Source organism: Brevundimonas sp. AVps4, from assembly GCF_058681525.1.
On the sequence record NZ_CM178741.1, the window covers coordinates 1,684,619 to 1,710,541 of the forward strand.

At 67.5% G+C, this 25,923-nt stretch carries 24 protein-coding genes; 12 read left to right on the forward strand and 12 right to left on the reverse strand.

The window, feature by feature from the left end; genetic code table 11:
- Positions 1-3: 3 nt before the first annotated feature.
- The 3 genes from pth to ACW178_RS08245 all read right to left on the reverse strand — a co-directional run bounded on the left by pth (position 4) and on the right by ACW178_RS08245 (position 3,767).
- The gene (gene pth / locus ACW178_RS08235) at positions 4-624 is read right to left on the reverse strand and encodes an aminoacyl-tRNA hydrolase (protein ID WP_191558814.1); all 621 of its coding nucleotides are present in this window, start codon (positions 622-624) and stop codon (positions 4-6) included.
- A gap of 87 nt (positions 625-711) precedes the next feature.
- Positions 712-1,329: a 50S ribosomal protein L25/general stress protein Ctc gene (locus tag ACW178_RS08240; RefSeq protein ID WP_054765396.1), complete on the reverse strand. Its 618-nt coding sequence runs from the start codon at positions 1,327-1,329 to the stop codon at positions 712-714.
- A 152-nt stretch (positions 1,330-1,481) separates the two neighbouring features.
- The gene (locus ACW178_RS08245) at positions 1,482-3,767 is read right to left on the reverse strand and encodes a hybrid sensor histidine kinase/response regulator (RefSeq protein ID WP_224764309.1); all 2,286 of its coding nucleotides are present in this window, start codon (positions 3,765-3,767) and stop codon (positions 1,482-1,484) included.
- A 152-nt stretch (positions 3,768-3,919) separates the two neighbouring features.
- On the opposite strand from ACW178_RS08245, the gene ACW178_RS08250 reads away from it, so the two are divergent.
- The 6 genes from ACW178_RS08250 (at position 3,920) to phoB (ending at position 10,609) form a co-directional block, all read left to right on the forward strand.
- Positions 3,920-5,332: a sensor histidine kinase gene (locus ACW178_RS08250; RefSeq protein ID WP_054765398.1), complete on the forward strand. Its 1,413-nt coding sequence runs from the start codon at positions 3,920-3,922 to the stop codon at positions 5,330-5,332.
- 144 nt (positions 5,333-5,476) lie between these two features.
- Positions 5,477-6,907, forward strand: a complete 1,431-nt coding sequence (gene pstC / locus ACW178_RS08255; protein WP_054765399.1) for a phosphate ABC transporter permease subunit PstC — start codon at positions 5,477-5,479, stop codon at positions 6,905-6,907.
- Entirely contained in the window at positions 6,900-8,204 is a 1,305-nt protein-coding gene (gene pstA / locus ACW178_RS08260) for a phosphate ABC transporter permease PstA (RefSeq protein WP_191558813.1), read from the forward strand. The genes pstC and pstA overlap by 8 nt, the downstream gene beginning before the upstream one ends.
- A 4-nt stretch (positions 8,205-8,208) precedes the next feature.
- A complete protein-coding gene (gene pstB / locus ACW178_RS08265; protein WP_054765401.1) occupies positions 8,209-9,171 on the forward strand; it encodes a phosphate ABC transporter ATP-binding protein PstB in 963 nt (320 codons plus the stop codon).
- Complete coding sequence (gene phoU / locus ACW178_RS08270) at positions 9,171-9,896, forward strand: phosphate signaling complex protein PhoU (protein WP_054765402.1); 726 nt, start codon at positions 9,171-9,173, stop codon at positions 9,894-9,896. Before pstB ends, phoU begins: the two co-directional genes overlap by 1 nt.
- A gap of 20 nt (positions 9,897-9,916) precedes the next feature.
- Positions 9,917-10,609, forward strand: a complete 693-nt coding sequence (gene phoB, locus ACW178_RS08275; RefSeq protein ID WP_152949895.1) for a phosphate regulon transcriptional regulator PhoB — start codon at positions 9,917-9,919, stop codon at positions 10,607-10,609.
- 7 nt (positions 10,610-10,616) lie between these two features.
- Here the strand turns inward: phoB and ACW178_RS08280 are convergent, their stop codons facing one another.
- From ACW178_RS08280 to ACW178_RS08300, 5 genes are all read right to left on the reverse strand, one after another.
- Entirely contained in the window at positions 10,617-11,780 is a 1,164-nt protein-coding gene (locus tag ACW178_RS08280; protein WP_191558811.1) for a CsgG/HfaB family protein, read from the reverse strand.
- Positions 11,781-11,822: 42 nt separating this feature from the next.
- Complete coding sequence (gene hfaB / locus ACW178_RS08285; RefSeq protein WP_182713916.1) at positions 11,823-12,725, reverse strand: holdfast anchoring protein HfaB; 903 nt, start codon at positions 12,723-12,725, stop codon at positions 11,823-11,825.
- 131 nt (positions 12,726-12,856) lie between these two features.
- Positions 12,857-13,294 (reverse strand): holdfast anchoring protein HfaA, encoded by a 438-nt coding sequence (gene hfaA, locus ACW178_RS08290; RefSeq protein WP_182713917.1) that lies wholly within the window; start codon positions 13,292-13,294, stop codon positions 12,857-12,859.
- Between the two features lie 59 nt (positions 13,295-13,353).
- Entirely contained in the window at positions 13,354-14,052 is a 699-nt protein-coding gene (locus ACW178_RS08295) for a hypothetical protein (RefSeq protein ID WP_054765407.1), read from the reverse strand.
- Between the two features lie 74 nt (positions 14,053-14,126).
- The gene (locus ACW178_RS08300; RefSeq protein ID WP_224762250.1) at positions 14,127-15,050 is read right to left on the reverse strand and encodes an Hsp33 family molecular chaperone; all 924 of its coding nucleotides are present in this window, start codon (positions 15,048-15,050) and stop codon (positions 14,127-14,129) included.
- 283 nt (positions 15,051-15,333) lie between these two features.
- Between ACW178_RS08300 and ACW178_RS08305 the strand changes: the two genes are divergently transcribed.
- From ACW178_RS08305 to ACW178_RS08315, 3 genes are all read left to right on the forward strand, one after another.
- A complete protein-coding gene (locus ACW178_RS08305; protein WP_287106633.1) occupies positions 15,334-15,885 on the forward strand; it encodes a YtxH domain-containing protein in 552 nt (183 codons plus the stop codon).
- A gap of 121 nt (positions 15,886-16,006) precedes the next feature.
- On the forward strand, positions 16,007-17,899 hold the full coding sequence (serA, locus tag ACW178_RS08310; RefSeq protein WP_492024460.1) for a phosphoglycerate dehydrogenase: 1,893 nt from the start codon (positions 16,007-16,009) through the stop codon (positions 17,897-17,899).
- Between the two features lie 114 nt (positions 17,900-18,013).
- Positions 18,014-19,819 (forward strand): autotransporter domain-containing protein, encoded by a 1,806-nt coding sequence (locus ACW178_RS08315; RefSeq protein WP_287105790.1) that lies wholly within the window; start codon positions 18,014-18,016, stop codon positions 19,817-19,819.
- 22 nt (positions 19,820-19,841) lie between these two features.
- On the opposite strand, the gene ACW178_RS08320 is transcribed toward ACW178_RS08315, so the two are convergent.
- Entirely contained in the window at positions 19,842-20,405 is a 564-nt protein-coding gene (locus ACW178_RS08320; protein WP_287105792.1) for a GGDEF domain-containing protein, read from the reverse strand.
- A gap of 178 nt (positions 20,406-20,583) precedes the next feature.
- On the opposite strand from ACW178_RS08320, the gene purE reads away from it, so the two are divergent.
- Positions 20,584-21,075 carry a 5-(carboxyamino)imidazole ribonucleotide mutase gene (gene purE / locus ACW178_RS08325; protein WP_152949906.1) on the forward strand — a complete coding sequence of 164 codons (492 nt, stop codon included), beginning with the start codon at positions 20,584-20,586 and terminating at the stop codon, positions 21,073-21,075.
- Positions 21,076-22,158, forward strand: coding sequence for a 5-(carboxyamino)imidazole ribonucleotide synthase (locus tag ACW178_RS08330; protein WP_492024461.1), 1,083 nt, complete (start codon positions 21,076-21,078; stop codon positions 22,156-22,158). It abuts the gene before it with no gap.
- A 194-nt stretch (positions 22,159-22,352) separates the two neighbouring features.
- On the opposite strand, the gene ACW178_RS08335 is transcribed toward ACW178_RS08330, so the two are convergent.
- On the reverse strand, positions 22,353-23,000 hold the full coding sequence (locus ACW178_RS08335) for a COQ9 family protein (protein ID WP_287106322.1): 648 nt from the start codon (positions 22,998-23,000) through the stop codon (positions 22,353-22,355).
- Between the two features lie 188 nt (positions 23,001-23,188).
- Between ACW178_RS08335 and rpsU the strand changes: the two genes are divergently transcribed.
- A complete protein-coding gene (rpsU, locus tag ACW178_RS08340; protein ID WP_087120183.1) occupies positions 23,189-23,431 on the forward strand; it encodes a 30S ribosomal protein S21 in 243 nt (80 codons plus the stop codon).
- Positions 23,432-23,543: 112 nt separating this feature from the next.
- On the opposite strand, the gene ACW178_RS08345 is transcribed toward rpsU, so the two are convergent.
- Both ACW178_RS08345 and ACW178_RS08350 read right to left on the reverse strand, forming a co-directional pair.
- On the reverse strand, positions 23,544-24,905 hold the full coding sequence (locus ACW178_RS08345; protein ID WP_191558806.1) for an ABC transporter permease: 1,362 nt from the start codon (positions 24,903-24,905) through the stop codon (positions 23,544-23,546).
- Positions 24,902-25,852 (reverse strand): ABC transporter ATP-binding protein, encoded by a 951-nt coding sequence (locus ACW178_RS08350; protein WP_287105141.1) that lies wholly within the window; start codon positions 25,850-25,852, stop codon positions 24,902-24,904. The genes ACW178_RS08345 and ACW178_RS08350 overlap by 4 nt, the downstream gene beginning before the upstream one ends.
- Between the last annotated feature and the right edge of the window lie 71 nt (positions 25,853-25,923).

The following is a 25,923-nucleotide window of genomic DNA, read 5'->3' on the forward strand; positions in this document are numbered from 1 at the left end:
AGGCTACAGTTCGCCGCGCGCCGCTTGGCGGGGACTGAACTTGGGCGCCGGGGCCAGGCGCATGACCTCGCCCTGATAGCGTTCGTCGTCGCCGGCGACGGCGAAGGGCAAAGCGTCAGCGCAGGCCTCGAGTAGGGCGTCCAGCCAGGGCTGCTCCGCCTTGTGGAAGTCTCCCAGGACGTGGGGCATGACCATCTCCTTCTCGCCGGGATGGCCGATCCCCATCCGGGCGCGACGGAAGTCCGGTCCCAGATGACTGATCAGCGAGCGGATTCCGTTCTGGCCGGCTGCTCCGCCGCCGGTCTTCATGCGGAACCGACCGGGCGCCAGGTCGATCTCGTCATGGAAGACGATGATCTCGCTGGGCTTGATCTTGTAGAAGCGCGCGGCCTCGCTGACGGCCCGGCCGCTCTCGTTCATATAGGTCTGGGGCTTCATCAGCAGGACCTTGACCGGCCCGTTCGCCGTCTCGACCTGACCCTCGCTGACGATCGACTGAAACTTGGCCCGCTCGGGGCCGAACCGCCAGCGCCGCGCGATCTCGTCGGCGGCCATGAAGCCGATGTTGTGGCGGTTCTTCTCGTATTTGGCGCCTGGGTTGCCCAGACCGGCGATGATGATCATGACGTCCTCATGCCGTGTGCGTCGCCCAAAGAAAAGCCCCGCCGCGGCGAGCCGGGCGGGGCTTGGTTCCGGCGATGCGACGAAGGCTCAGCCTTCGGTCGTCTCGGCCTCGGCGGCTTCGTCGGCGGCGGCCGACAGGGCGGCGGACGAGACCTTGATGGTCGCGATCACGAAGTCGCGGTCGGTGATGGTGGGCTGGGCGCCCTTGGGCAGGGCGATGTCCGAGATGCGGATGGTGTCGCCCATCTGCGCCTTGGCCAGATCGACCACCAGTTCTTCCGGAATGCTGTCGGCCTTGACCAGGATTTCAACGGCGTGACGGACGACTTCCAGCGAACCGCCCTGACGGGCGAACGGCGCTTCGTCAGCGTTCTTGAAGTGCACCGGCACTTCGATCTTGACCGGGGCGTGCTCGTCGACGCGCATGAGGTCGAAGTGCAGGGGACGGTCCGACACCGGGTCGAACTGCACGTCCTTGGCGATGACCGGCTGGGTTTCCTCGCCGTACTTCAGCGTCACCAGGTGGCCCAACAGCTTGCCGGTGTAGAGCGACTTGCGGAAGTCCTTCTCGTTCACCGAAAGGGCGACGGGGGCCTTGTCGCCGCCGTACAGGACGCCCGGCACAAAACCGGCGCGACGGGCGGCGCGGGCGCCACCGGTGCCGACGCCTTCGCGGACGTCCACGTTCAGAATGATCTCGGCCATCTGGCTCGCCTCAACAACAACGGAAACACCGCGCCAACCCTGGGCCCGCGCGGCGGGGGTCATGAACCCTCGAATTCAAGAGCGCGGGCTATTACACGCATCATGACGGATGTGCAACCGCCTGAGACCGGATCGGCGACCGCTCAGCGGAATCACGCCGCCTGAGCGTCGATCTTCGGCAGGGCGGCGGGGTCGATGACGATCGCCAGCAGTTCGGCGGCGTTGAACGGCTTGGCCAGATGGTGGTCCGCTCCGGCCGAGCGACCCGCCGCCACATGTTCAGGCATGGCGTTGGCCGTCAACATGACGATCGGGGTTCGCGCCGACCCGGTCGCGCTTTCATGCAGTCGAATCTCCCGGGTGGCGGTCAGGCCGTCCATCACCGGCATCTGCATGTCCATCAGCACCAAGTCAAAGCTGCGAAGACGGAAGGCGTCAACGGCCTCTGCGCCGTTTTCGACCATGCACAGCTCGACCGAGGTCTGGGCTAGAATCAGCTCGATCACCCGACGGTTGGTGGGATGGTCGTCGGCGACCAGCACCCGCACGGGACGGCGCAGGCGAGCCGGCGTTTCAGGGTCGGCCTGGGGTTCGCTCTGGGCCGGAGCGTCGCAGACCGACAGGGGCAGGGTCAGTATGAAGGCCGAGCCGCCCCCGGGCTCGCTTTCGCAATCCAGGTCGCCGCCCATCATCTCCGCCAACTGGCGGCAGATCGACAGCCCCAGGCCGGAGCCGCCGAACTTGCGCGTAATGCCGCCGTCGGCCTGTTCGAAGCGTCGGAACAGACGCTCTCTCGTCGCTGAGTCGAAACCGATGCCGGTGTCTTCGACGGTGAAGCGCAGGGTCGGCCCACGCGCATGGTCCGCTCCACGCTGGACGGTCAGGCCGACAAAGCCCTGGCTGGTGAATTTGACGGCGTTGGAGATCAGATTGGTCAGGATCTGCTTCAGGCGCACGACGTCGCCCCTGACCCAAAGCCCGTCTTCGACATCGATGTCCACATGGAAGCCGAGGTGCTTCTCGCGGGCGTTCTCGGCATAGAGCTGGGCCGCCTCGCGCACCGCGCCAGCCAGTTCGAAGGCGTCCTCAGTCAATTCCAGCCTGCCCGATTCGACCCGCGCCAGATCCAGAATGTCGCTCAGCAGGGTCCGAAGCGTCTGGCCGGAGGCTTGCATCAGATCCAGGATTTCGCGCTGCTCGGCCGTCAGTTCCGTCTTGGCTAGAGCCTGGGACAGGCCGATGACGCCGTTCAGCGGGGTGCGAATCTCGTGGCTCATATTGGCCAGGAACAGGCTCTTGGCCACATTGGCCGCCTCGGCCGCGTCGCGCGCCTCGCCCAGGGCGCGGGCGTCGTGCTTCAGGTCGGTGATGTCGTTGCAGACGGTGACGGTCCCACCCTCCGCCGTCCGGCGGTCCTGGATCCGCAGCCAGCGGTCGCCAGCCACCTGCTGCTCAATGAAGGAGGATGCGGCGCGGCGCGCCCTCAGCCGCTCGGCGATCCACTCGTCCTCGCGCCCGATGGCGTCGTCATACCGCCCTTCGTCCATGCCGATCCGAATCAGGTCCAGGAAGGGGGTCCCGACCTTTAGAAGCGGCCCCAGTTCCGGGTTCACCTGGGCATAGCGGGCGTTCCACAGCACCAGTCGATCGTCGGCGTCGAAGAAGGCCAGGCCGTCCGGCATGGCTTCGACCGCCTCGCGGATGCGCGCCAGGGCTCCCGCCCGCGTCATATAGGCCATGACCCCGATCACCCCGCCCGTTCCGCCGACGGCCAGAAAGACGAGGATGATCAGGGGGCGCATCGCCTCTGGAGACAAGGCGGCCTGCCGTCCCGCCGCCGGATCGGGCGTCACGCTCAGCGCCGCCGTACCCATGACATGGAGGAACATGATGGCGGCGACCGCCCCGCCGGCGCTCAACAACAGGCGAGGAAGGCTGCCCCGACGATGCAGGAAGGCGGTTGCGCCCGCGATGGCCATGCCGCCGACGATAGACAGAACCACCAGATCGGACCGCCACTCCATCCGACCGGACGCCTGGAAACCCACCATGCCCAGATAGTGCATGGCCGCCACGCCGGACAAGGCGATCAGCCCCGCAAACGTCCGCCACAGCCGTCCTCGCGCCAGGGCCACGACGACGGCCAAGCCGATCATCGCCATAGCCAGTATGCTGGACCCCAGGGCCAGGCCGACGTCATAGGTCCCGCCCAGGCGGGCGGCCAGCGCCTTCATGGCCAGGACATGGGCCAGCCAGGTCGTGAGCGAGGCGACGATGCCGGCGGCGACGGCGAGCCGCCAGCGCGTCTTGACGTCCCGCCGGCGTGTCAGCTCGATCAACTGCAGGGTCGACGCCATTCCCGCAAAGCAGAAGGCGACGGCGAGCAGACTGAGCCGCCAGTCGTGACCGTACAGGACCGCGTCCATCGTCCGAACCAAGGAAGTTCCCCCTTTGGCGACAGCCTGCCTAAAACTCCTAAACAAACCGTGCGGTCAGGCTTGGAAAAATCGCCGGTCCTGTCGGCGCGGCGTCACAAAATCCGTGCAAGGATGGGATTTCCCCAACCGTTCGAGCGAGTCTCGCGCCGCCCATGTCCTATGATTCCTCGCCTTCGCCGGTGGCGCCGACCTCGACGTCTCGACTCTGGACGGTCGGCATCAGCATCGCGATCGCGGTGGGCGTTCTACTGGGTCTCGCCTTCGTCCATCCTCAAATCGCAGGATGGCTGGTCGGCGGGGCGGTGGTGGTGGCCGGATCGGCCTGGCTGCTGAACGCCCAGTCGCCGGCGCCGGCGCCGACGCCGACGCCGGAGGGCGCGCCGGCGGACGGGCCGACCGATCCCGTCACCGCCGACCTGCTGGACCGGGTGTTCGAAAGCCTGGACGATCCTGTTCTGATCGTCAGCGGCGGCGAACCGGACGACATCGCCGGTCGGCGCATCGTGATGGCGAACAAGGCCGCGCGCGACCTGTTGCGGATTCATCGTCAGGGCGCGCTGCTGGTCCAGGTGATCCGTGAGCCGGGGGTGCTGGAAGCCGTGGACGAAGCCCTCTTCGGCGACGTCTCGCGCACGACAGACTACACCACCGGCGGGCAGCGGGACCGGCGCTGGCGCGCCTGGACGCGGCCCTTGTCCACCGAGGCGGGGGAGGGGCGCGATCCCCTGGCCCTGGTCGTCCTGCGCGATGAGACCGCCGCGCGCCGCACCGAGATGATGCGCGTCGACTTCCTGGCCAACGCCAGCCACGAACTGCGCACGCCGCTCGCCTCGCTCAGCGGCTTCATTGAAACCCTGAAAGGTCACGCGCGCGACGACGCCGCAGCGCGCGACCGATTCCTGGACATCATGTCGGCCCAGGCGGATCGCATGGGACGTCTGGTCGCCGACCTTCTGTCGCTCAGCCGGATCGAGCTGAATGAACACATCCCGCCGTCAGGCCGGGTCGATCTGGATCGCGCAGCGGCCGACGTGGTCGACGCCGTCAGCATTCTGACCCAGGCCAAACAGATCGTCGTGGCCCTGGACCGCGGGGAGACACGCGCCTCCATAAACGGCGACCGCGACGAAATCCTCCAGGTCGTCCAGAATCTGCTGGACAACGCCGTCAAATATTCACCCGCCGGGGGCACAGTGGAGATTTCGGTGCGCTCGGACCTGTCGTTCGACGAGGCCTGGTCGTCCCGCATGCCGGGCGCGACGCGGTTGCCGCTGGTCACGCCGGACCGGGCTGCGGGCGTCCTCTATGCAGCCGTCACCGTGCGCGATCATGGGCCGGGCATGGCGCGCGAGCACCTGCCGCGACTGACCGAGCGATTCTATCGGGTCGAAGGTCAAAAGAGCGGCGAGCGCCAGGGCACCGGACTGGGTCTGGCCATCGTCAAACACATCGTCAATCGCCACGAGGGCGGTCTGGTGGTGGAGAGCGCACCGGGTCTGGGCGCCGCCTTTACCGCCTGGTTCCCCATGGTGGTCGAACGGCGGGATGTTCGCGCCGCCTCCTGATCGCCGCGCCGCGCCGCCTGCGCTGTTATGGAACTGTCATCAAGTCGTCTTATTCCGCTGACCATTCGCGGGCAGTAGTCGCGCCGCGTAGCCGCCGGATCGCCGGCCTTCTTTCGATTCGCGCCTGACCGCCTCGGACCCGGAATGATCTGGATTTACCTACTGATCCTCGTCGCGCTCAGCGTCGCCGCCTATCTGGGCGGTCGCGCCCTGGCCGTCCGCCGCGCCGTCGGGGCCAAGCCGCATTCGCGACCCGGACAGCATGGCGCCTACGCCCTGATCTGGGTCGCCGCGCCGGCCCTGCTGGTTCTGGTGCTGATGAGTCTGTTCTCGGCGCCCCTGGAGCGGCAGCTGACCGCAGTGGACACGCCGCCGGAGGTGGCCGCCCTGGATCCGTTCCGTCGCGACGCATTCTTCGCCGACGCCCATCGCCTCGGTCGCGGCGAGCCCGCCCTTCAGATCTGGGAACGGCCCCTGGCCGAGCAGCTCCCGGTCGAAGCGCGCCGCATGGTCAGTATCGAGCGCACCTTGAAGTGGGGCGGGGGACTGGCCGCCGTCCTGGCCGCCGTCCTGGGCGGTCTGTTCGCCATGACTCAAATCCGTCCCCAGACACGCGCCCGCAACCGGGTGGAAGGCTGGGTGTACGGCGCCCTGTTCGTCTGTTCCGCCATCGCCGTTCTGACGACGATCGGCATCATCGCCTCCCTGGCCTTCGACTCCTTCCGCTTTTTCCAGCGGGTCCCGATCTTCGACTTCCTGTTCGGAACCCAGTGGAGCCCCCAGATCGCCATCCGCGCCGACCAGGTGGGATCGACCGGGGCCTTCGGCGCCGTGCCCCTGTTCGCGGGCACCCTGCTGATCATGGCGATCGCCATGTGCGTGGCCGCGCCGATCGGACTTCTGTCGGCCATCTATCTGTCGGAATACGCCGGGCGCGGCACGCGGGCGGTGGTCAAGCCGCTGCTGGAGATTCTGGCCGGGGTGCCGACGGTGGTCTACGGCTTCTTCGCCGCCCTGACCGTGGGGCCGCTCCTGCGGGTCTTCTTTAATGAAATCGGGCTGTTTCTGATCGGCGGACCGCTGGACGGCCTCGGTCATTATCTGGCCCTGGTGCAGAACCAGATGGCCCTGACGGCCGGCGCTGTGATGGGGATCATGCTGATCCCCTTCGTCTCCTCCCTGTCGGACGACATTCTGAACGCCGTGCCCCAGACCCTGCGCGACGGCTCCTTCGCCATGGGCGCCACCAAGTCGGAGACGGTGAAGCGGGTTCTTCTGCCGGCCGCCCTGCCGGGCATCGCCGGCGCCCTGCTGCTGGCCATGTCGCGCGCGATCGGCGAGACCATGATCGTGACCATGGCGGCGGGCCTTGCGGCCAACCTGACCTTCAATCCGCTGGACACGGTGACCACCGTCACGGTCCAGATCGTCACGCTGCTGACCGGCGACCAGGAGTTCAACAGCGCCAAGACCCTGTCGGCCTTCGGCCTGGGGTTGACCCTGTTCATGGCGACCCTGGTGCTCAACATCGTCGCCCACCGCATCGTGCAGACCTATCGGGAACAATATGACTGACGCGACCTCCGATCGCCTCGCCGGCGCGACCGACAGGACGCGGCTGGACCGACTGCGCGCCGGGCTGAAACGACGCCACGCCAAGGAGGCGCGGTTCAAATGGTATGGCCGTCTGGCCATCGCCGCCGCCGTCCTGTTCCTGGCGATCCTTCTGGTGCGGATCGTGGAGCAGGGGCACACCGCCTTCTACACCCATACGGTGACCGTCCCGGTCTATATGGACCCGGCCCGCGTGGATCGGGCCTATCCTCAAGGGTCCAACTTCGAGCAATTGGCCGCCGAGCAGCAGCTGGCGCGCTGGGGCGTTCAGGACGACGCTGCCGGTCGCGCCTCGGCCGAAATGCGCGGCCTGTTCTCGTCCGAGCTGAAGTTCGTCGCCGCCGACCTAGTCGCCAAACGCCCGGACATCATCGGCGAGACCGTGCCCCTGGCCGCGCCCCTATCGGACGATGCGGACCTGTATCTGAAAGGCGAGATTTCGAAATCGACCCCTGAAGACCAGCGCCGTCTGACGGATCGGCAGATCGCCTGGTTGGAGCGGATGCAGGCCGAGGGGGTGGTGGGGGCGCACTTCAACACCGCCCTGTTCACCAACGGCGACTCGACCCAGCCGGAACTGGCGGGCGTGCTGGGCGCGGTGGTGGGTTCGGCCCTGATGCTGATGGTCACCGCCCTGATCGCCATTCCGCTGGGCGTCGGCGCAGCGGTCTGGTTGGAGGAGTTCGCGCCCAAGAACAGGCTGACCGACATCATCGAGGTCAATATCAACAACCTCGCAGCCGTGCCCTCGATCGTCTACGGCCTGTTGGGCCTGGCGCTGTTCATCAACTGGATGCACCTGCCGCGCGCCAGTCCCCTGGTCGGCGGCCTGGTCCTGGCTCTGATGGCCCTGCCGACCCTGGTCATCGCCACCCGGTCCTCGCTGAAGGCGGTGCCGCCCTCGATCCGGGAGGCGGCCCTGGCCATGGGCGCCTCGCGCACCCAGACGGTGTTCAGCCACGTTCTGCCCCTGGCCATGCCGGGCGTGATGACCGGCGCCATCATTTCCATGGCCCACGCCCTGGGCGAAACCGCGCCCCTGCTGCTGATCGGCATGGTCAGCTTCGTGCCGGGCGTGCCGCACGCCATCGACCAGCCGGTCGGCGCCCTGCCGTCGCTGATCTACATTTGGGAAAACGCCTCTGAACGCGCCTTCCACGAACGCACGGCTGCGGCGATCATCGTTCTGCTCGTCTTCATGATCATCATGAACGCGGCGGCTATCATCTTGAGGCGGCGCTTCGAGCGCCGGTGGTAAGAGCATGAAAACTCGCATCTTCCGTTCTGCTGAAGACCAGACCGGCGCCGGGACGGCCGATCCGACCGACGCCGTGCGCATGGGCGGTCAGGTTCTGCCTGCGGCCGTGAGCGAAGCGTCCGAAACGGCTGGCGACGCAGACCGGATCGAGGCCGCCGCCGAATCTTCGCGCCAGGCGGACCAGACGGTCGTGGCTACGCCGCCCACCGGCCCGATCAAGATCGCCGCGCGCGACGTTTCGGTCTTCTACGAGGGCAAACAGGCCCTCTTTGAGGTGTCGCTGGACATACCAGACAAGACGGTCACGGCCCTGATCGGTCCTTCGGGCTGCGGCAAGTCGACCTTCCTGCGCACCATGAACCGCATGAACGACACCATCTCCGGGGCCAAGGTCACGGGGCGGATCGCCATGGACGGCGAAGACATCAACGACCGCTCCATCGACCCGGTCCTGCTGCGCGCGCGGGTCGGCATGGTGTTCCAGCGTCCGAACCCCTTCCCCAAATCGATCTACGAAAACGTCGCCTACGGCCCCAAGATCCACGGCCTGGTCTCGGCGAAGTCCGAGATGGACGGCGTGGTCGAAAGCGCCCTGAAACGCGCGGGCCTTTGGGATGAAGTCGCCGATCGCCTTCAGTCCTCGGCCATGGGCCTGTCGGGCGGCCAGCAGCAGCGTCTGGTGATCGCCCGCGCCATCGCCGTGAACCCCGAAGTGATCCTGATGGACGAGCCCTGCTCGGCGCTTGATCCCATCGCCACCGCCCGGATCGAAGAGCTGATCGACGAACTGCGCGAGCGGTTCTGCATCGTCATCGTCACCCACTCCATGGCCCAGGCTGCCCGGGTGTCGCAACGCACGGCCTTCTTCCACATGGGGCGTTTGGTCGAGACCGGCGACACCGAAGACATCTTCCAGAATCCGCGCGAGCGGCGCACCCTGGACTACATCACGGGACGCTTCGGCTAATGAACCAGCACACGGTCAAGGCTTATGGCGACGAGCTGAATCAGATCACGGCCGAGATCGCCCGCATGGGCGGTCTCGCCGAGGCCCAGGTCGCAGACGCGATCGACTCCGTCGCCCGGCGCGACATCGCCCTGGCCCGCGCCGTGGTCGAGCGGGACCTCAAGCTCGACGCCCTGCACCGTGATATCGAAAAGAAAGCCATTCGCCTGATCGCCCTGCGCCAACCGGTCGCCAGCGACCTGCGCCGCACCCTGGGCGCCATGAAGATCGCCACCGACCTGGAACGCACCGGCGACCTAGCCAAGAACATCGCCAAGCGCGCCCTGATCCTGGCCGAGGGGGAGCCCATGCAACCCCTGACCCGGTCGATCGAGCGGATGGGGCGGCTGGTCTCGACCCGGCTGCGGGACGTGCTGGACGCCTATACGGCCTCGGAGCTGGATCGCGCCGTCGCCGTCTGGCAGACCGACGACGAGGTCGATGAGCATTACAACGCCCTGTTCCGCGAACTGCTCACCTATATGATGGGCGACCCGCGCACGATCGGGGCCTGCACCCATCTGCTCTTCATGGCCAAAAACCTGGAGCGGATCGGCGACCACGCGACCAATATCGCCGAGACCGTGCACTACGAAATCACCGGCGAAGACATCGTGGGCGAACGCCCGCGCGCCCAACCCACGGCCGAAGATTCCGATCCGACGCCGAACCTTTCGACGCACTGACCCGAGACCGGAGGCCCGACGTGCAGCCCTATATCCTTGTGATGGAAGACGAGGACGCGCTGGCGACCCTGCTTCAGTACAACCTTGAAAAGGAAGGCTACGACGTCACCGTCGCCGCCGACGGCGAGGAGGGGATGCTCCAGATCGACGAGCGCCAGCCCGATCTCGTTCTGCTGGACTGGATGCTGCCCAAGCTGTCGGGCATCGAGGTCTGCCGTCGCATCCGGGGCAAGGCCGAGACGCGCAACCTGCCCATCATCATGCTGACGGCTCGCGGCGAGGAAAGCGATAGGGTGCGGGGGCTGGATACCGGCGCCGACGACTATCTGACCAAGCCCTTCTCGATGGTCGAGCTGATCGCCCGCATCCGCGCCGTCTTGCGCCGCATCCGTCCGGGTCTTGCCGACGACCGCCTGAACCACGGCGACATCATCATCGACCGCGTCTCCCATCGGGTGAAGCGGTCTGGGCAGGAAGTCCATCTGGGGCCGACCGAGTTCCGCCTGCTGGATCACTTCATGCAGCATCCGGGCCGGGTGTTCAGCCGCGAGCAACTGCTGGACGCCGTGTGGGGGTCGGACGTCTATGTCGAGGCGCGCACAGTGGACGTCCACGTGGGCCGTCTGCGCAAGGCCCTGGCCATCGGCGACGACAGCGCCAATCCGATCCGCACGGTCCGCTCAGCCGGCTATTCGCTGGATCTGGAAGGCTGATCAGCCCTCAGCGCCGGACGCGCCAGGTGCCGGGCTCGATCACCGGCCCCGGATGGGCTTGAACCGATCGATTTGACGCCGTCTGGACGGGGAGGGGAATGGGCGTCGCCGCCTCAAGGCGTCGCTCGATTTCAGGCTCTACCGCACGGGCGATCCGGGGCGCCGCGTCTTCGGCCATGAGGATGTGATGCGGACCAAGGGGAAGCAGAGGCGTGACCCCGTCTTCGCTCTCCAGTCCGTCGGGCAGGCAGACGGACCGGTCAAATCCATAGAGGTGGCTGGCCAGGTCGAATACGCCGCGTTCCACCAGGGTGCGGATCCCCAGTTGCATCGGCTCCAACTGGCTGGCGCCTCCCGATATGTCGAAGACGTTGCCGTCCAGAAAGTCGAAGACGCCGGCCTTGATCTCTCGGCCGATCAACTGCTTCTGATAGGAGGCGACGGCCGCGACCTGTTGGCTGACGGAATCCACCAGGCGCAGGTCGATGGCGATATTCATCACATAGGCGCTGTTGCGGAAACTGCCCTTGGCGCCCTGGCTGTCCACCTCGCCCCCGGCGGCGTCGACGCCCGAAGATCGGATGTTGTAGTTCAGCTCGGTGACGCCGCCGACGATGTAGTAGCGCGAACCCGCGATCTGACCGGTCAGGACCGGTCGGGGGGCAAGAGCCGTCGCATCGGCCGGAACGACGGTCGAGACCACCTCGGGGTCCGGTTCCGACGGCGTCCGGGGCGCGATCGTCGCGGCAGGCGGCGTTTCGCCGATCAGGGCCCCGGACAGAGCCCCCGTCTGGGCGTAGGCCAGCTCGATGTCGGACACGGAGCGGTCATAGCGTTCGACCACCGGCAGTCCGGCCCTGCCCAAGGCGGTCATGGCGAAAAGCGCGGCGCCCTGGCTGACTTTTCGTCCAGTGTCCCAGTCGTTCTTGCCGGTCAGGTCCGAAATGGCCCCCACGGCCAAGGTCGGCCCGCGCAGGCTCTGGGCGCGCGCCGCCCGTGCAAGGCACTCCAGCGATTGAGTGTAGGGCGTCGGGTTCGGTGTCGCCGGCGCGCCCCCCAGGGTGCGGGCGTAAAGCCCGGTCGCCGGATCGTAATGGGCGCCGACACAGCCGGACATTCCAACGGCCGCGACGCACAGGGCGGCGGTCATTTGTATCGACAGGCGCTGCATGGCGCCTCGAATACCCCAAATCCGTGAAGATTCAGGAAAGCGTCAGGAGCCGGGCAGGGCGGCGTAGGTCGGCAGCGTCGGACCGGACGGATTGGCGGCCGGGTTCAGACAGTCGGCGGTCGCGTTCCCGCCCTGAAGATTGGCGATCAGCTGAAATACGCCCCGCTCGACGAGCGTGCGCACCGCCGCTTGCAAAGGCTCCATGGCGCCGCGTCCGCCGTTCAGATTGGCGCCGTAGTCTCCGACCGTCCCGACCAGCCCCAGGCTGGCGTCGCGCCCAGTCACCTGTTTCTGGAAAGAGGCCATGTCGATCACCTGCTGTGTGCGGGTGTCCACCAGGCGCAAATCGACGGCGACGTTCATCACATAGCCGGTCGTGGACGCCGTGCCCCGCACCCCGGCTGCGGCCGCCTCTCCGACCGTGGCCTTCAGACCGGAGGAGGCGATATTGTAGTTCAGCTCGGTGACGCCGCCGACGATGTAGTACTGCGACCCCGCGATCTGGCCCGCATAGATGGGGCGGAAGTTCTGAGGGTCGGAGCCCGCCCGTTCGGGGGTGTCCGACAACAGATGTTGGCGGGCGTAGTTCAGCTCGATCTCCGCGACGGAATTGTCCAGCCGTTCGACAACGGGAACGCCCGCCTTACCCAGGGCGGTGATGGCGAACAGGGCCGCGCCCTGCGGGATTTTGGCGCCAGTGTCGAAATCCACGCGCCCCGTCAGGTCGGAAATCCGGCCGACCGAGATGCGCGGGGCCGGGCGCCCCGCCGCACGTTCCGCCAGGCAGGTCAAGGCAGGTGTATAAGGAGTCGGATTGGAGGTGACAGGGGCGTCGCCGATCGGCGGGACATAGTTCTGGCGCGTCTCAGCCGACGCCAGGCCGGGCGTCAGTCCCAGACCAGCGGCGATAACGAGCGCGGCGGCGCGAAGGGCGATCGGCGACATGTGTCGTTCCTGAACAGTCTTAGGTCTCTCGACGGTTGAAACGCACCGTTCGGGCCAGCGAGAAATTCGCCCGGAAAACGAAAACGCCCGTCGGCGAACCGACGGGCGTCCAGCCTTCCCTGATCGAAGACCTATTGTCCGGTCGTGTTGCGTCCGGTCACTGTGGTGGTCGCATTGATCGGGGCGTTGTTGATCTGTGTCGAATCCAGCACCACCGTGTTCCAGGAACCGTTGACGTTGACGTTGATCTGATTGCCGATCGCCGTCGAACTGGCGGTCAGGGCCCCCGCCGTGAAGCTGTCTGCGCCGGAGCGGAAGAAGTCCGCCCCGGAGGTCTGGCCGTTGGCGTTGACGTTGATCTGGCTTCCGCCCTGACCGTCCTGGATCACCCCGTTCATGATGACGCGGTTGTTGTTCGCATCACGGGTGGACGGATTGAAGGCGGTGGACAGGGTGCGGCGGGCCCCACCGTATCCGGCCTCCATCTGGGCGACGCTGGACTGGGCCTGAACCGCGCTTGCAGCGGCGAGAAGGCTCAGAACGGAGAGCGCAAGCAGCCGGTGTCTCATTTAAGTCTCCTCGCCTGATCTGTGGCGGGACGCGACCGCGGCCGCGTCCCGCCGTAGGATCAGAAGCCCTTGACGGTCAGGCTGTTGCCGATCGACGTGGCGGCGGCGTCGATCTTGCCGGAGACGGCGCCGACCGACAGGTTCGTCACGGCGTTCAGAGGCGCGGCGTGGGCGAACTGGTTGGAGGACAGGTTGGCCACGTCGGCGGTCACATTGGCGATGTTGCCGCCGGCGATGGCGCTGACGGTCAGATCGCCGCCGACCGAACCCAGCTCGGCGTTGACCACGGCCGACGGATCGCGGTTCAGGATTTGCTGGTTCAGATCGATGCGGCCCGCCTGCGCCACGTCCACCGACGTGTTGTTGGCGATGGCGCTGGAGTTCAGGGTGACGTCCGAGGCCGCGTCGCCGATCTTGGCGTTCAGCGTAGCGTAGGCCTCGCCTTGGAAGACTTGGTTCGAAGACAGGGATTCGACCGACCGGCCCTCGGCCTTGAAGTTGTTGCCGATGGAGGTGGCGGCGGCGGTCACGGTGTCGGCGGCGTGACCGATTGTGGTGTTGACCGTGGCGTTCAAGATCGAGTTCGTGCCGTCGATGCGCTGGGTGTTGGCGATCGACTTGCTCCAGACTGCGTCATAGCAGGGGTCGGTGGGGCGGCAGGTGTTGCTGGTGGTGGTCGTGGTGGCGGTCTGGGCGAAGGCGACAGGCGCGACGCTCAGAGCGGCCAGTGCGGCGGCGGCGGCGATGGCGGTTTTCATGGCGATGTCTCGAATTCGGTCAGAGGGACGGTCCTCCGTCCCCCAGGTCGCAAACACCATGCCTGAATGCCCGATCAGATCTGGGCCGCCACCACCTCGTCCGGTTCCAAGGCGTAGACCGTGGCGCAATATTCGCAGGTGACGTGGATACGCCCGTCGTCCTCGATCATTTCGGCCCGTTCGGCCGGGTCGAAGGAGGCCAGGACCGAGGCGATGCGGTCCTTGGAACACCGACAGACGGCCGTCAGCGGTCGCGCACCCTCCAGCCGGACCCCGTCCTCGTGGAACAGGCGGAACAGCAGGGTTTCGGGCGTGATGGTGGGGTCGATCAGTTCGTCGTCGGCCAGGGTGCCGAACAGGGCGCGGGTGCGGTCCCAGACTTCCTCGGTCGAGCCGCGCGTCTCGTCGCCGGCGATGATCTGGATCATCGCCCCGCCGGCGCGCCACTGGACCCCGGCGCCGGTCTGGACCGAGCCGACGGCCAGGCGCACCTTGGTCGGCACCTGTTCTGACTGCTGGAAATAGTGTTCGGCGCACAGGGACAGGCTCTCGCCCTCGATCGGGGTGATGCCTTGCGTTCGTTCGAAATCAGGACCGCGGTCCAGGGTCATGATGAAAACGCCCTGACCCAGCAGGGGCCGGGCGCCCGGCCGCGCGAAGCCCTGAGAGGCCGCCGCCACCTCGTCCTCGTCATAGCGGCAATAGCCCCGCAGAGAGCCGTCCGTGCCATAGTCGGCGACGACATAGCGCACCGGCCCGTCGCCCTGGGCCTGGACCAGGAGCCGGCCTTCGAACTTCAGGCTGGAGCCGATCAGGGCCGCCAGGGCGCAGGCTTCGCCCAGCAGGGCGGCGACCGGCTCAGGATAGGCGTGGGCGGCCAGTATGGTGTCGATCGCCGCGCCCAGCCGAACCAGGCGACCGCGCACGGGCCAGCCCTCGATCTGGAAGGCGGCGGCCAGGTCGTCGGAAACAGCGGATTGGGGCGCGTGATCGGTCACGGCAAGGTCCTTGGAAGGCGTCATTTCGGGATCGGGGCTATTTAGGCGCCCGAGACCGGCTTGGTAAGAGGCGCCCCCAACATCCCGCCGGCCGCGCCTCAAGGGCTTGCGCCTGCGCCCAAGCCAGGCATCTTTCTATCTGACCCGGTCGGGTGGGGCGGAACCGTTTTTGGCGCGGTTCGCTCCTTCGCTGATGCGGAACCGCCGTTCCGCCTATCGGCCGAACGACGGCGGGCGCCGTGACCCGACCGCGAACGGTCTGGATGAAGAGGTTCACTATCCTATGGTTCGTAACTTCAACGCCTTGGACGAAGTCCGCAAACATCCGGGCGTCAGCGCCGGGACCCTGGCCGCCCTTCTGGTCGGCGCCGGTCTGGCCATCTATCTGTCGCAGCGCAGCGGCCCGACCCGCTATGAGCGGATCAAGATGCGGATGAATCCCCGCGGCTGGGTCGATACGGCCGATCTCCGCGACCGGTTGCATGACGCCGCGGACGCTTTCCGCCACCGGGCCGAAGACGCCGGGGAATGGGCCGGCGAGCGCGCCGGCGAATGGTCGCGCGAAGCGCGTCACCGGGCCGCCGACGGCGCCCGTTACGCCCGCGCCCGCGCCGACGGCTGGTTCCACGCAACTCGCAAGGGCTCCAAGAAGGCGCTGAAGAAACAGGGCAAGAAGGCGCGTCACTACGCCGATGAAGCCGGCGCCTACGCCCGGGATCATGCGCGGGAGGGCGGGGCCTTGCTCGCCGTCGCGACCCTTGCGGCTGCGATCGGCGCCGTCGTTCTGGAAAGCCGCCGGCCGGACAGCCGCGTGCGCCGTATCGCCCGGTTCTGAGATTTCTTGCCGCCCGCAGCTCGGAATATCGCGGCGGGCGGCAAGGATTAAGCGCAACTGATAGCCTTCTTCAGCACGCCTCGGCTTTGCCGCAGGCGCGAAGGCGGCTAAGACGCGCTCCATGACTGCGCGCCCCACCCTGATCTTCGACTTTGATTCGACCCTGGTCGATTTCGAGACACTGGAAGCCTTGGCCGACCTCGCCTTGGCGGACTCGCCCCAGGCTGAGGCGACGCGGGCCGAGATCGCCGCCCTGACCGATCAGGCCATGGCGGGCGACCTCGCTTTTGGGGAGGCGCTGCGTCGGCGTCTGGCCCTGCTGCCCCTGACCCGCGACCATGTGCAGTCCCTGGCGGAGCGCGCGTCCGACCGGCTGACCGCCTCTGTGCGGCGCAATCTGAACTTCTTCCAGCAGCACAAGGGCAGGGTGGTCATTCTGTCCGGCGGCTTCCGCGAGGTGATCGCGCCGGTGGCCGAACTGCTGGGCGTTTCGCCCGACCGGGTGCTGTGCAACGACCTGATCTATGACGCGGACGGGCGGGTGACGGGCGTCGACGACGCCAATCCCCTGTCCCACGCCGACGGCAAGCCGGCGGTGATCCACGCGCTGAACCTGTCGGGTCGCGTCGTCATGGTCGGCGACGGCTGGAACGACGCCGAGGTCAAGCTGGCAGGAGGGGCCGACGCCTTCTACGCCTTCACCGAGGTCGCGCGCCGTCCGTCGGTGATCGAGGTCGCCGACGCCGAAGCCGCTTCTCTGGATGAGGTGCTGCACGCCGAGGGCCTGTCGGGCCGCTGGTCCTTTCCGCGCAGCCGGATGAAGATGTTGCTGCTGGAGAACATCCACCCCGTAGCCGTCGAGCGGCTGGAGGAGGCCGGCTATTCCGTCGAGACCATGAAGGGCGCCTTGGACGAGGACGATCTGATCGCCGCCATCAAGGGCGTGCATGTGTTGGGCATCCGCTCGAAGACCACCGTCAGCCGCCGTGTGCTGGAGGAGGCCGATCGGTTGATGGCGGTGGCCGCCTTCTGCATCGGCACCAACCAGATCGACTTAGAGGCCGCCGCCGATCACGGGGTGGCGGTGTTCAACGCCCCCTATTCGAACACCCGCTCGGTCGTGGAACTGGCCATCGGACTGATGATCGTCCTGATGCGCGACGTGCCCGACAAGTCGGCCGCCATGCACGTCGGAAAATGGAACAAGTCGGCGACCGGGTCCAAGGAGCTGCGCGGCAAGACCCTGGGCATCGTCGGTTACGGCGCCATCGGCAGCCAGCTTTCGGTGCTGGCCGAGAACCTGGGCATGCGAGTGCTGTTCTACGACCTGTCGGAACGGCTCGCCTTGGGCAACGCCCGGCGCATGCGGTCGCTGGACGCCCTATTGGCCGAGAGCGACGTGGTGACCCTGCACGTCGACGGGCGGCGTGAGAATTCCAACATCTTCGGCGCGGCCCAGTTCGCCCGGATGAAGGAGGGGGCGCTGTTCCTGAACCTGTCGCGCGGCCATGTGGTCGATGTCGGCGCCCTGGCCCAGGCCATGGGGTCCGGCCGGATCGCCGGCGCGGCGGTCGACGTCTTCCCGGAAGAACCGCGCACCAATTCCGACCCGTTCGAAAGCCCGCTTCAGGGGCTGAAGAACATGATCCTGACGCCGCACATCGGCGGATCGACCGAGGAGGCCCAGGAAGCCATCGCCGAGTTTGCGGCCGAGCGCCTGCTGGGCTATCTGAACCGGGGCGACACCACCTTCAGCGTCAATCTGCCGAATGTGCAACTGGCCGAGGTCTCCGGCGCGCACCGCATCCTGCACATCCACAAGAACCAGCCGGGGGTCTTGGCCGACCTTAACCGGGCGCTCGCGGCGGCGGGTCTGAACATCCTGGGTCAGCATCTGAAGACCGACGAACGCACCGGCTATGTCATCACCGATGTGGACAAGGACTACGATCCGGAGGCGCTGCGCACGCTGAAGACGGTGATCGGCACCCTGAAGTTCCGCACCCTGCATTAAGCGTCTGCGACATATTCTTTCCGAAGACTGACGTAACGGCATCTTGCGCTCTTCGCAGAGTGGCGCATCCTCCCGACCTAACGGCCGCGACACAGACGGCTGTGGGAGGAACATATGTCACGCTATCTCAACGGCGCCGCCGCCGCGGCCCTGGCGCTCGCCGCCTGCGCCTTCGCGGGGTCCGCCTCGGCCCAGACCTATAATCGCCTGGTCGTCTTCGGCGACAGTCTGAGCGACAACGGCAATCTGTATCTGGCCTCGGCCGGCACGCAGCCGCCGTCGCCGCCCTATTATCAAGGCCGGTTCTCCACCGGCCCGGTCTTTACGGAGTTGCTGGGCTTCAACGCCGTCAACTTCAACGGGTCGGTCAGCGGCAGCATCAACTACGCCTTCGGCGGCGCCCGTACCGATTCGTCGGCCGGCCCGCCGCCAGGCATGCTGACCCAGTTGGCCGCCTACACCAGCCGGGGCGGAACCTTCGGCGCCAATGACCTGGTCAGCGTCCTGGGCGGCGCCAACGACATCTTCCAGGGCCTGCCCGCCGCCGGCGCCTCGTCCAGCCCGGTGGCCGCCATCACCCCGGTCGCGACGACGGCGGCCGCCAACGTCAACAGCCTGGTCAACAGCGTCGCCGGGGCGGGGGCAGGGACCATACTTGTCACCAACCTGCCCAAGCTGAGCCTGACGCCGCAGTTCCGCGGCACGACGGCGGTGCCCCTGGCGGACTATGCGGTGACGACCTTCAACACCGCCTTGCAAACCGGCCTGACGACTACCGCCGCCGGCCGACCGGGCAGCAACATCATCCTGATGGACCTGTTCAAGATCGGCGACACCATCGCCGCCAATCCCGGCCAGTTCGGCATCACCAACGTCACCCAGCCCTGTTTCAACGGAGTGACCGTCTGTTCGAACCCGAACAGCTATTTCTACTTCGACGGGGTTCATCCCACGGCGGCGGGGCATCAGGTCATGGCCCGGCTGGCGACCGACTATCTCTATTACGGCGACCTCGGTTCCCAAGCGGCCTTGCAGGGCGAGACCGCCTTCCGGCATCGGGAGGACGCGCTGGACGCGGCCAGCGAGGCCCTGTCCGGCCGCGAGGCTTGGGAGGCGGGCGTGGCGATCACCGCCTCGGCCATGGTCGACAGCGTCGAGACGGATGCGCGCGGCTCGGTCACCGATTCGTCCAGCGACGGCTGGGGCGCTCGCATCGCCCTGGAAGCCGGTCCGTCGGAACATTGGCGTTTCGGCATGGCCGGGACGGCCCGCACCAGCGAGGTCGAAAGCCAGGCCTTGACCTTCAGCGTCGAAAGTTTCGGCCTGGACCTGTACGGCGGCTGGCGCTCGGGCGACCTGTTCGTCAATGCGGCGGTCGGGGTGGCGCGCGACAATATCGACGACATCGAACGCACCACCAGCCTGGCGCCGATCGTCCATACGGCCGAGACACGCGCCCTCAGCACCGGCGCGCGTTTGCAGGGCGGGATGTGGTTCGAGATGGGGGGCCTGGCCCTGTCGCCTCGCGCCGCCGTCACCTGGGCGACCAGCGACGTCGACGGCTATTGGGAGCAGGGCGTCGCCGCCCAGTACCAGTACGAAGATCGCGAGATGAAGGCGATCAGCGGCGAGGTCGCTTTGCGGGCCGAGGCGGAGATGGGCCGTTTCGCCCTGTTCGCCGAGGGCGGCTATCGCGACGCCCTGGACGACAGTTCGGATCCGCTCCGCGTCGGCCTGTACAATAATCCGGCCCAGGTGCTGGAGCGTGAGGTGGAGGAACCCTTCGGCGGCCAGTTCCTGGCCTCGGCGGGGGTCGAGGGCTCGGTCGGCCCTGTGAAGGTGTCGGTAGCCTATCGTGGTCGCTACGGCGAACACGCCGACAGCCATATGGGCGGCGTCCAGCTGCGCCTGCCCCTGTAGGACGGAAGGCGGGGAAGGGGCCTCAGCGCCCCTTCTTGCGCACCCACATGGCGGCGTCGGCCTCGGTCAGCCAGACCTCGGCGTCGGTATGGCCGTCCCAGGCGCGGACCCCGAACGAGCCCCCCAGGGGGGTGCGTTCGCCGTTCCAGACGAAGCCTTCGGTCTCCAGAGCCTCGGCCAGCTGTCGCGCCTTGGCCCGCCCGTCTTCCTGGCCGGCGTTCAGCATCAAGAGGGCGAATTCGTCACCGCCCAGGCGGCCCACGGCGTCGGATTCCCGCAGATGGCCGATCATCAGCCGCGCAACGGCCACCAGGGCCGCATCCCCGGCGGCGTGGCCCAGGCGGTCGTTGACCCCCTTGAACCCATCCATATCCAGATAAAGCAGGACTGCCGGCACCTCATGCCGCTGGCAATAGGCCATGGCCCTTTGTAGGGCGGCGACGAAGCCTCGACGGTTCAGGGCCGGGGTCAGGACGTCGTGATCGGCCGCCGCCTCGGCCGCCGCCGCGCGCTGTTTCCAGGCGTCCAGCTCGGCGCGCAGGCGCGCGATCTCGGCGGTCAGGTCGTGTTCGGCCACGTCGGTCACGGCGCAGGCAGGCTCCGGCGGCGCGACTCAGACGGACGCGCGATAGGTCGATGTTAGAGGCTGGACGGCAGAGATTGAAGGCGGCGCGGCGCGGATTCCCGCGATGAACCGGCGCTGTTCAGTTGCGGCGGCGCCCCGTGTGCTGTAACGGGCGCCTTTCCGCGAGGGGCCTTGAACTATGGCGACTTCCGCAACGCCGGTGGCGATCATCATGGGCAGCCGTTCGGACTGGCCGACGATGAAGCTGGCCGCCGACAAGCTGGATCAGCTGGGCGTCGCCTGGACGGCCAAGGTCGTCAGCGCCCACCGCACCCCGCAGCGACTGGTCGAGTTCTCCACCGGCGCCAAGGCGGCAGGCTTCAAGGTCATTATCGCCGGAGCCGGGGGCGCCGCCCATCTGCCGGGCATGGCCGCCTCGATGACGGACCTGCCGGTGCTGGGCGTCCCGGTTCAGTCCAAGGCGCTGAAGGGCATGGATAGTCTGCTGTCGATCGTGCAGATGCCGGCCGGCGTCCCGGTCGCCACATTGGCCATCGGCGAGGCGGGCGCCGCCAACGCCGGCATCCTCGCTGCCCAGATCCTGGCCCTGTCGGATGAAGCCCTGGCCCAGCGCCTCGCCGCCTTCCGGGCCGCCCTGACCGATTCCGTCGCCGAAACCGTCGAGGACTGAGTGCCCCAGCTTCCGCTTCCCCCAGGCTCCACCCTCGGCATCCTCGGCGGAGGACAGCTGGGTCGGATGCTGAGCCAGGCCGCCTCGCGCCTGGGCTTCGACGTCGTGATCCTGGATCCGGAACCGAACAGCCCTGCGGGCCGCGTGTCCCATAGCCAGATCGTCGCCGCCTATGACGATCCCGAGGCCCTGACGGCGCTCGGCCGCGCCGCCGACGTCGTGACCTTCGAGTTCGAGAATGTGCCGGCCGCCTCCATCGAGCGGCTGGCCGAGGCCGGCGCCCTGGTCGCGCCGGGGCCGACGGCGCTTCGCGTGTCGCAGGATCGAGTGGACGAAAAGACCTTCCTGAACGCCGTCGGCGCCCCGACGGTGGATTTCGCCGTGGTCGATACGCTGGACGATCTGATCGTCGGCCTGACGGAGCTGGGCTTGCCCGCTCTTCTGAAGACCCGGCGCGAAGGCTATGACGGCAAGGGCCAGGTCTGGATCCACGCCATCGAGGACGCGCCCGCCGCCCTGGAAAGCCTGGGCGGCCGTCCGGCGATCCTGGAGGCCAGGGCGACCTTCGTGCGCGAACTGTCGGTCATCGCCGCGCGCGACTGGGACGGTCATATGGCGGTCTATCCCTTGGGCGAGAACCGGCACGAGGGCGGGGTGCTGCGCACGACCCTGGCCCCCGCCGCCGTCGACGAAAAGACCCAGGTGCGCGCCCGCGCCATCGCCGAGGCGATCCTGGACGGCCTGGACTATGTCGGCGTGATCGGGGTCGAGCTGTTCGACCTCGGAGACGACGTTCTGCTGGTCAATGAGATCGCCCCGCGCGTCCACAATACCGGCCACTGGACTCAGGACGGCTGCGTCTGCGACCAGTTCGAACAGCATATCCGCGCCGTCGCCGGCTGGCCGCTCGGCCCCACGGCGGCCCATGCCCGGATCGAGATGAAGAATCTGCTGGGCGACGAGGTCGATCAGTGGCGCGCCCTGTCGGCCAAGGCCGACGAACGGCTGCACCTCTACGGCAAGGCCGAGGCCCGACCAGGCCGCAAGATGGCGCATGTGAACAGGGTGCTGGGGACGGTCTGACCTCCTCACTTTCGTCATCCTCCGGCGAGCGCAGCGAGACCGGGGGACCCAGCGGCGCGCGAGAGCGCGAACCTGTCGCGGTCACGAGCGCCAAAAAGCAGCCTGCGGCTGACACATCGCCTTCGGCGCCGCTGGGTCCCCCGGTCTGCGCCGCGAAGAGGCGGCTTGCCGGAGGATGACGAAAGAAGAAGCGCCTAACCCCGCGCCCCATACCGGACGCGGCTCAGCATGTCCGTCACCTTGCGGAACGGCGCCTCGAAATCCTTGCCCGCCTTCCACTTCTCGAAGGCCATGACGTTCTCGATCCGCCGCGCGACGAAGGCCTCCGCCGCCTCGCGGCCGTCGAACCAGCGCATCGTCAGGGCGGGAATCAGTATGCCCGACAGGATGGTCCGCTTCGAATAGTGGTTCCAGTCGGTCGATTCATCCCCCGCCCAGCGCCACAGATGGTCCGCCGTCTCCCACGCCAGCTTCAGCCCCAGATCGGCATTGACGGGCAGGGCCAGGAAGGCGGCGCAGCGGCGCGTCGCCTCCAGGTCGGTCGCGCCCGCCTCCATCCGTGCAGACACGGCGCGGGCGATTCGCTCGCGAATCTTCAGCGACTTGGGATCGACGGCGCGCAGGGCCTCCAGGGCGCGCGCATCGTGACACCGCGACAGCAGGGCCGCCAGATCCCGCGCGCCGTTGGGCAGCAGCAGTTCCTCATCCCCCAGCGACAGGCCGCAGGCTTCGCACGCCTCCCGGACCAGCCGGGCGTTCCAGCCCAGGGCGGGGGCGCGGGCGACGGCGGCGTCCAGCACGGTCTGTTCGGTCTGATCGGCCCAATCGTCGGTCTGTGTCATGGGCGGATCATACGCCCGTCTTTTCGGGGTTTCGAGCCTGGAAGAATGGTTGCGACGAACTGGACAGACGCGGCGGGCTCGTGTATCAGCCCGCCTTCATCCGAGAGCCTCGCTCCCGGGAGAGGATTTTATTTGTCTGCCCGTCTCCCTTCGAAAGGACGCGGCGGGCGGCCAAAGGAGAGATACCCCTGGTTCAGATTTTCGTCCGCGACAACAACGTCGATCAAGCGCTGAAAGCCCTCAAGAAGAAGATGCAGCGCGAAGGCAGCTTCCGTGAAATGAAGCGCCACGTGCACTATGAAAAGCCGTCGGAAAAGCGCGCCCGCCAAAAGGCCGAGGCCGTCCGTCGCGCCCGCAAGCTGGCCCGCAAGCGCGCCCAACGCGAGGGCCTGCTGCCCGCGCCCAAGCCGCGCGTCCCCGGCGGCCGCTAAGGCTCAGCCCTAAGGGGCTCAGGCGTAGGCCGAAAGATCAAAGGCCGCTTCCTTCGGGAAGCGGCCTTTTTCTTGTCGCCTCCGTGGTGCGAGGCGGAGAGGAGGCGGCGCCTCATCCCCGTCCCGTCACCGCCCGTCCGAACGTCTTCCAACTCAGCTTCACGTCCGACAGGGCGCCGGCGCGGAAGGCGCGACCGGCGATCCAGACCATCAGGGCGGCGGTGGCGAACATGCCGATCAAGGTCAGAACGATCTCGATCAGGGGCGGATCGCTGGGCGCACGCGCGCTCATCAGGAAGGGGGTGAAGAAGGGAATCCATGACAGGACCTTCACCACCGGCGCATCGGGGCTGGTCAGGGCCATCTGCATGACCAGGATCGGCACGACCAGGATCATCATGATCGGCCCCATCAGGGTCTGGGCGTCGCGCGGCGTCTCGCAGAAGGCGCCGATGGCCGCGAACAGCACGGCGTACATCAGATAGCCGCCGACCATATAGGCGATGAAATAGAAGACCAGGCCGCCGTCCAGCAGCACCTGGCCGATCGTCGCCGCCGTATCGGGCGAGGCCGACGTCAGCACCGAGGTTCCGATTCCCGCCCAGACCGCCAGCACCGTCAAGGTCAGCATCGCCACCCCCAGCACCTTCCCGGTCAGGATTTCCGAGGCGGAGGCCGAGGACAGCAGCACCTCTAGAATCTTGTTCGACTTCTCCTCCATCACGCTGTTCAGCAGGATGGAGGCGCCGGTGATCACCAGCGACCAGAGCAGGAAGCCGGCGCCCAGGCCGATGAAGGCCGGAATTCGATCACGCATCGACACCTCGCCCCCGCTGGCGGCGTTGGGCGAAAAGGCCTTCACCTCGGGCTTGAAGGATTCGATCTGCTCGACCAGGGACGGGGCGACGCCTGCAGCGGTCAGGGCCTGGTCGCGATAGCCGGTCCGCAGGGCGTTGCGGACGAAGTCGGCGACGTCATTGTCCATGGCCCGCGCGGTCCAGACCTGGGCCTGGGGCTTGCCGTCGACGCGGCTCAAGAAGACCACGGCGTCCACGCGCCGGTCCTTGGACGCATCCTTGTCCAGCACCTCGCGCAAGGCCGCCTCACGTGCGGCGCCGGGCGCCGCGACGGTGAGGGCGGGCGGGGCGTCGATCAGCCGCATCTTCGGACCGCTGATGGAGGCGGCAGCGCGGCCGGCCGCGGCCTGGCCCTTCTGGGCTGCTTCCTGCACCCGCTCCGCCAGACGGTCCTTCTCTTCCTGAAGGGCGGCGCGCACCTCGGCGGCCAGGCCGGTCGCCGCCGGACCGTCCTCGATCACCGTCACTACCTTGATCGGTTCCGCCGAGCGGATCAGCAGGGGGATGCCCCCGCCCAGGACGGCGAACATCGGAAAGGCCAGAAGCGACAGCCAAAAGCCCACGGTCTTGGCGTAGGCGACATATTCGCGGCGGGCGATCAGCAGGGTGCGTTTCATTGGACCGCCTCCGCGCGGACGGCGGGTTGATCGGGATTGTCGCCGGTCAGGCCGATGAAGGCGTCATGCAGGGTCGGTTCCTTCAGGGCGAAGCCCCGGACGTCCAGCCCGCTCAGGAAGGCGGCCTTCAGCGTGTCTTGGCCCCCCGCGCCGGCCGCCAGCACGATCTTCAGTCGGCGCACCCCGTCCTGATCGGACAGGGTCTCGACCCCCGCCACGCCGGGCAGGGCGCCGGCCGCCCCGGGCGAGATGGCGCCTTCCAGGTCCAGGACGCGGGGGGAGGTGGCCTTGGCCTCCTCGACCGTGCCTTCGAACGCCTTACGCCCCTTGGCCAGCAGCACCACCTTGTCGCACAGCCGTTCGGCATGCTGCATCACATGGGTCGAGAACAGGACCGTCGCCCCGTCCGCCGCCAGGCCGCGGATCATCTCCTCCAGCCCCTGCTGGTTCATCGGATCGAGGCCCGAGAAGGGCTCGTCCAGGATGACGAACTCGGGCCGGTGCACCACGGCGGCGATCAACTGGACCTTCTGAGCCATCCCCTTGGACAACTCCTTCATCTTCTTCTTCTGCGCCGCGCCCAGGCCCTGCTGCTCCAGCAACTGCCTCGCGCGCCTCTTGCCTTCGTGAGAGGGGAGGCCCTTCAGGGCGCCGAAGAAGGCGATGGCCTCCACCGGGGTCATCTTCTTATAGAGACCACGCTCCTCCGGCAGGAAGCCGATCCGGTCGCGGACCAGCCGTCCGTCCGGCGCGCCCAGGATGGCGATCCGGCCCGAGGTCGCCGGTTGCAGCCCCAGGATCATCCGCAGGGTCGAGGTCTTGCCCGCGCCGTTCGGCCCCAGAAAGCCGCAGATCGAGCCCTTGGGCACTTCGAAGCTCAACTCGCGCACGGCGTCGAAACCACCGTACCGCTTGCTCACGCTCTCCAGCGTCAACGCAGCCGTCATTCCGTCTCCCCTTATGGTTGCGGCCAGCCTAGCAAGGCGGAAGCGGTTCAGGCCAGCCGCTTCCGCCCCGT

Bases quoted from the DNA above. Each gene is read 5' to 3' on its own strand.
- pth (WP_191558814.1), bottom strand. From the start codon at position 624: ATGATCATCATCGCCGGTCTGGGCAACCCAGGCGCCAAATACGAGAAG.
- ACW178_RS08240 (WP_054765396.1), bottom strand. From the start codon at position 1,329: ATGGCCGAGATCATTCTGAACGTGGACGTCCGCGAAGGCGTCGGCACC.
- ACW178_RS08250 (WP_054765398.1), top strand. From the start codon at position 3,920: ATGTCCTATGATTCCTCGCCTTCGCCGGTGGCGCCGACCTCGACGTCT.
- pstC (WP_054765399.1), top strand. From the start codon at position 5,477: ATGATCTGGATTTACCTACTGATCCTCGTCGCGCTCAGCGTCGCCGCC.
- pstA (WP_191558813.1), top strand. From the start codon at position 6,900: ATGACTGACGCGACCTCCGATCGCCTCGCCGGCGCGACCGACAGGACG.
- pstB (WP_054765401.1), top strand. From the start codon at position 8,209: ATGAAAACTCGCATCTTCCGTTCTGCTGAAGACCAGACCGGCGCCGGG.
- phoU (WP_054765402.1), top strand. From the start codon at position 9,171: ATGAACCAGCACACGGTCAAGGCTTATGGCGACGAGCTGAATCAGATC.
- ACW178_RS08280 (WP_191558811.1), bottom strand. From the start codon at position 11,780: ATGCAGCGCCTGTCGATACAAATGACCGCCGCCCTGTGCGTCGCGGCC.
- hfaB (WP_182713916.1), bottom strand. From the start codon at position 12,725: ATGTCGCCGATCGCCCTTCGCGCCGCCGCGCTCGTTATCGCCGCTGGT.
- hfaA (WP_182713917.1), bottom strand. From the start codon at position 13,294: ATGAGACACCGGCTGCTTGCGCTCTCCGTTCTGAGCCTTCTCGCCGCT.
- ACW178_RS08295 (WP_054765407.1), bottom strand. From the start codon at position 14,052: ATGAAAACCGCCATCGCCGCCGCCGCCGCACTGGCCGCTCTGAGCGTC.
- ACW178_RS08305 (WP_287106633.1), top strand. From the start codon at position 15,334: ATGGTTCGTAACTTCAACGCCTTGGACGAAGTCCGCAAACATCCGGGC.
- serA (WP_492024460.1), top strand. From the start codon at position 16,007: ATGACTGCGCGCCCCACCCTGATCTTCGACTTTGATTCGACCCTGGTC.
- ACW178_RS08315 (WP_287105790.1), top strand. From the start codon at position 18,014: ATGTCACGCTATCTCAACGGCGCCGCCGCCGCGGCCCTGGCGCTCGCC.
- purE (WP_152949906.1), top strand. From the start codon at position 20,584: ATGGCGACTTCCGCAACGCCGGTGGCGATCATCATGGGCAGCCGTTCG.
- ACW178_RS08335 (WP_287106322.1), bottom strand. From the start codon at position 23,000: ATGACACAGACCGACGATTGGGCCGATCAGACCGAACAGACCGTGCTG.
- ACW178_RS08345 (WP_191558806.1), bottom strand. From the start codon at position 24,905: ATGAAACGCACCCTGCTGATCGCCCGCCGCGAATATGTCGCCTACGCC.
- ACW178_RS08350 (WP_287105141.1), bottom strand. From the start codon at position 25,852: ATGACGGCTGCGTTGACGCTGGAGAGCGTGAGCAAGCGGTACGGTGGT.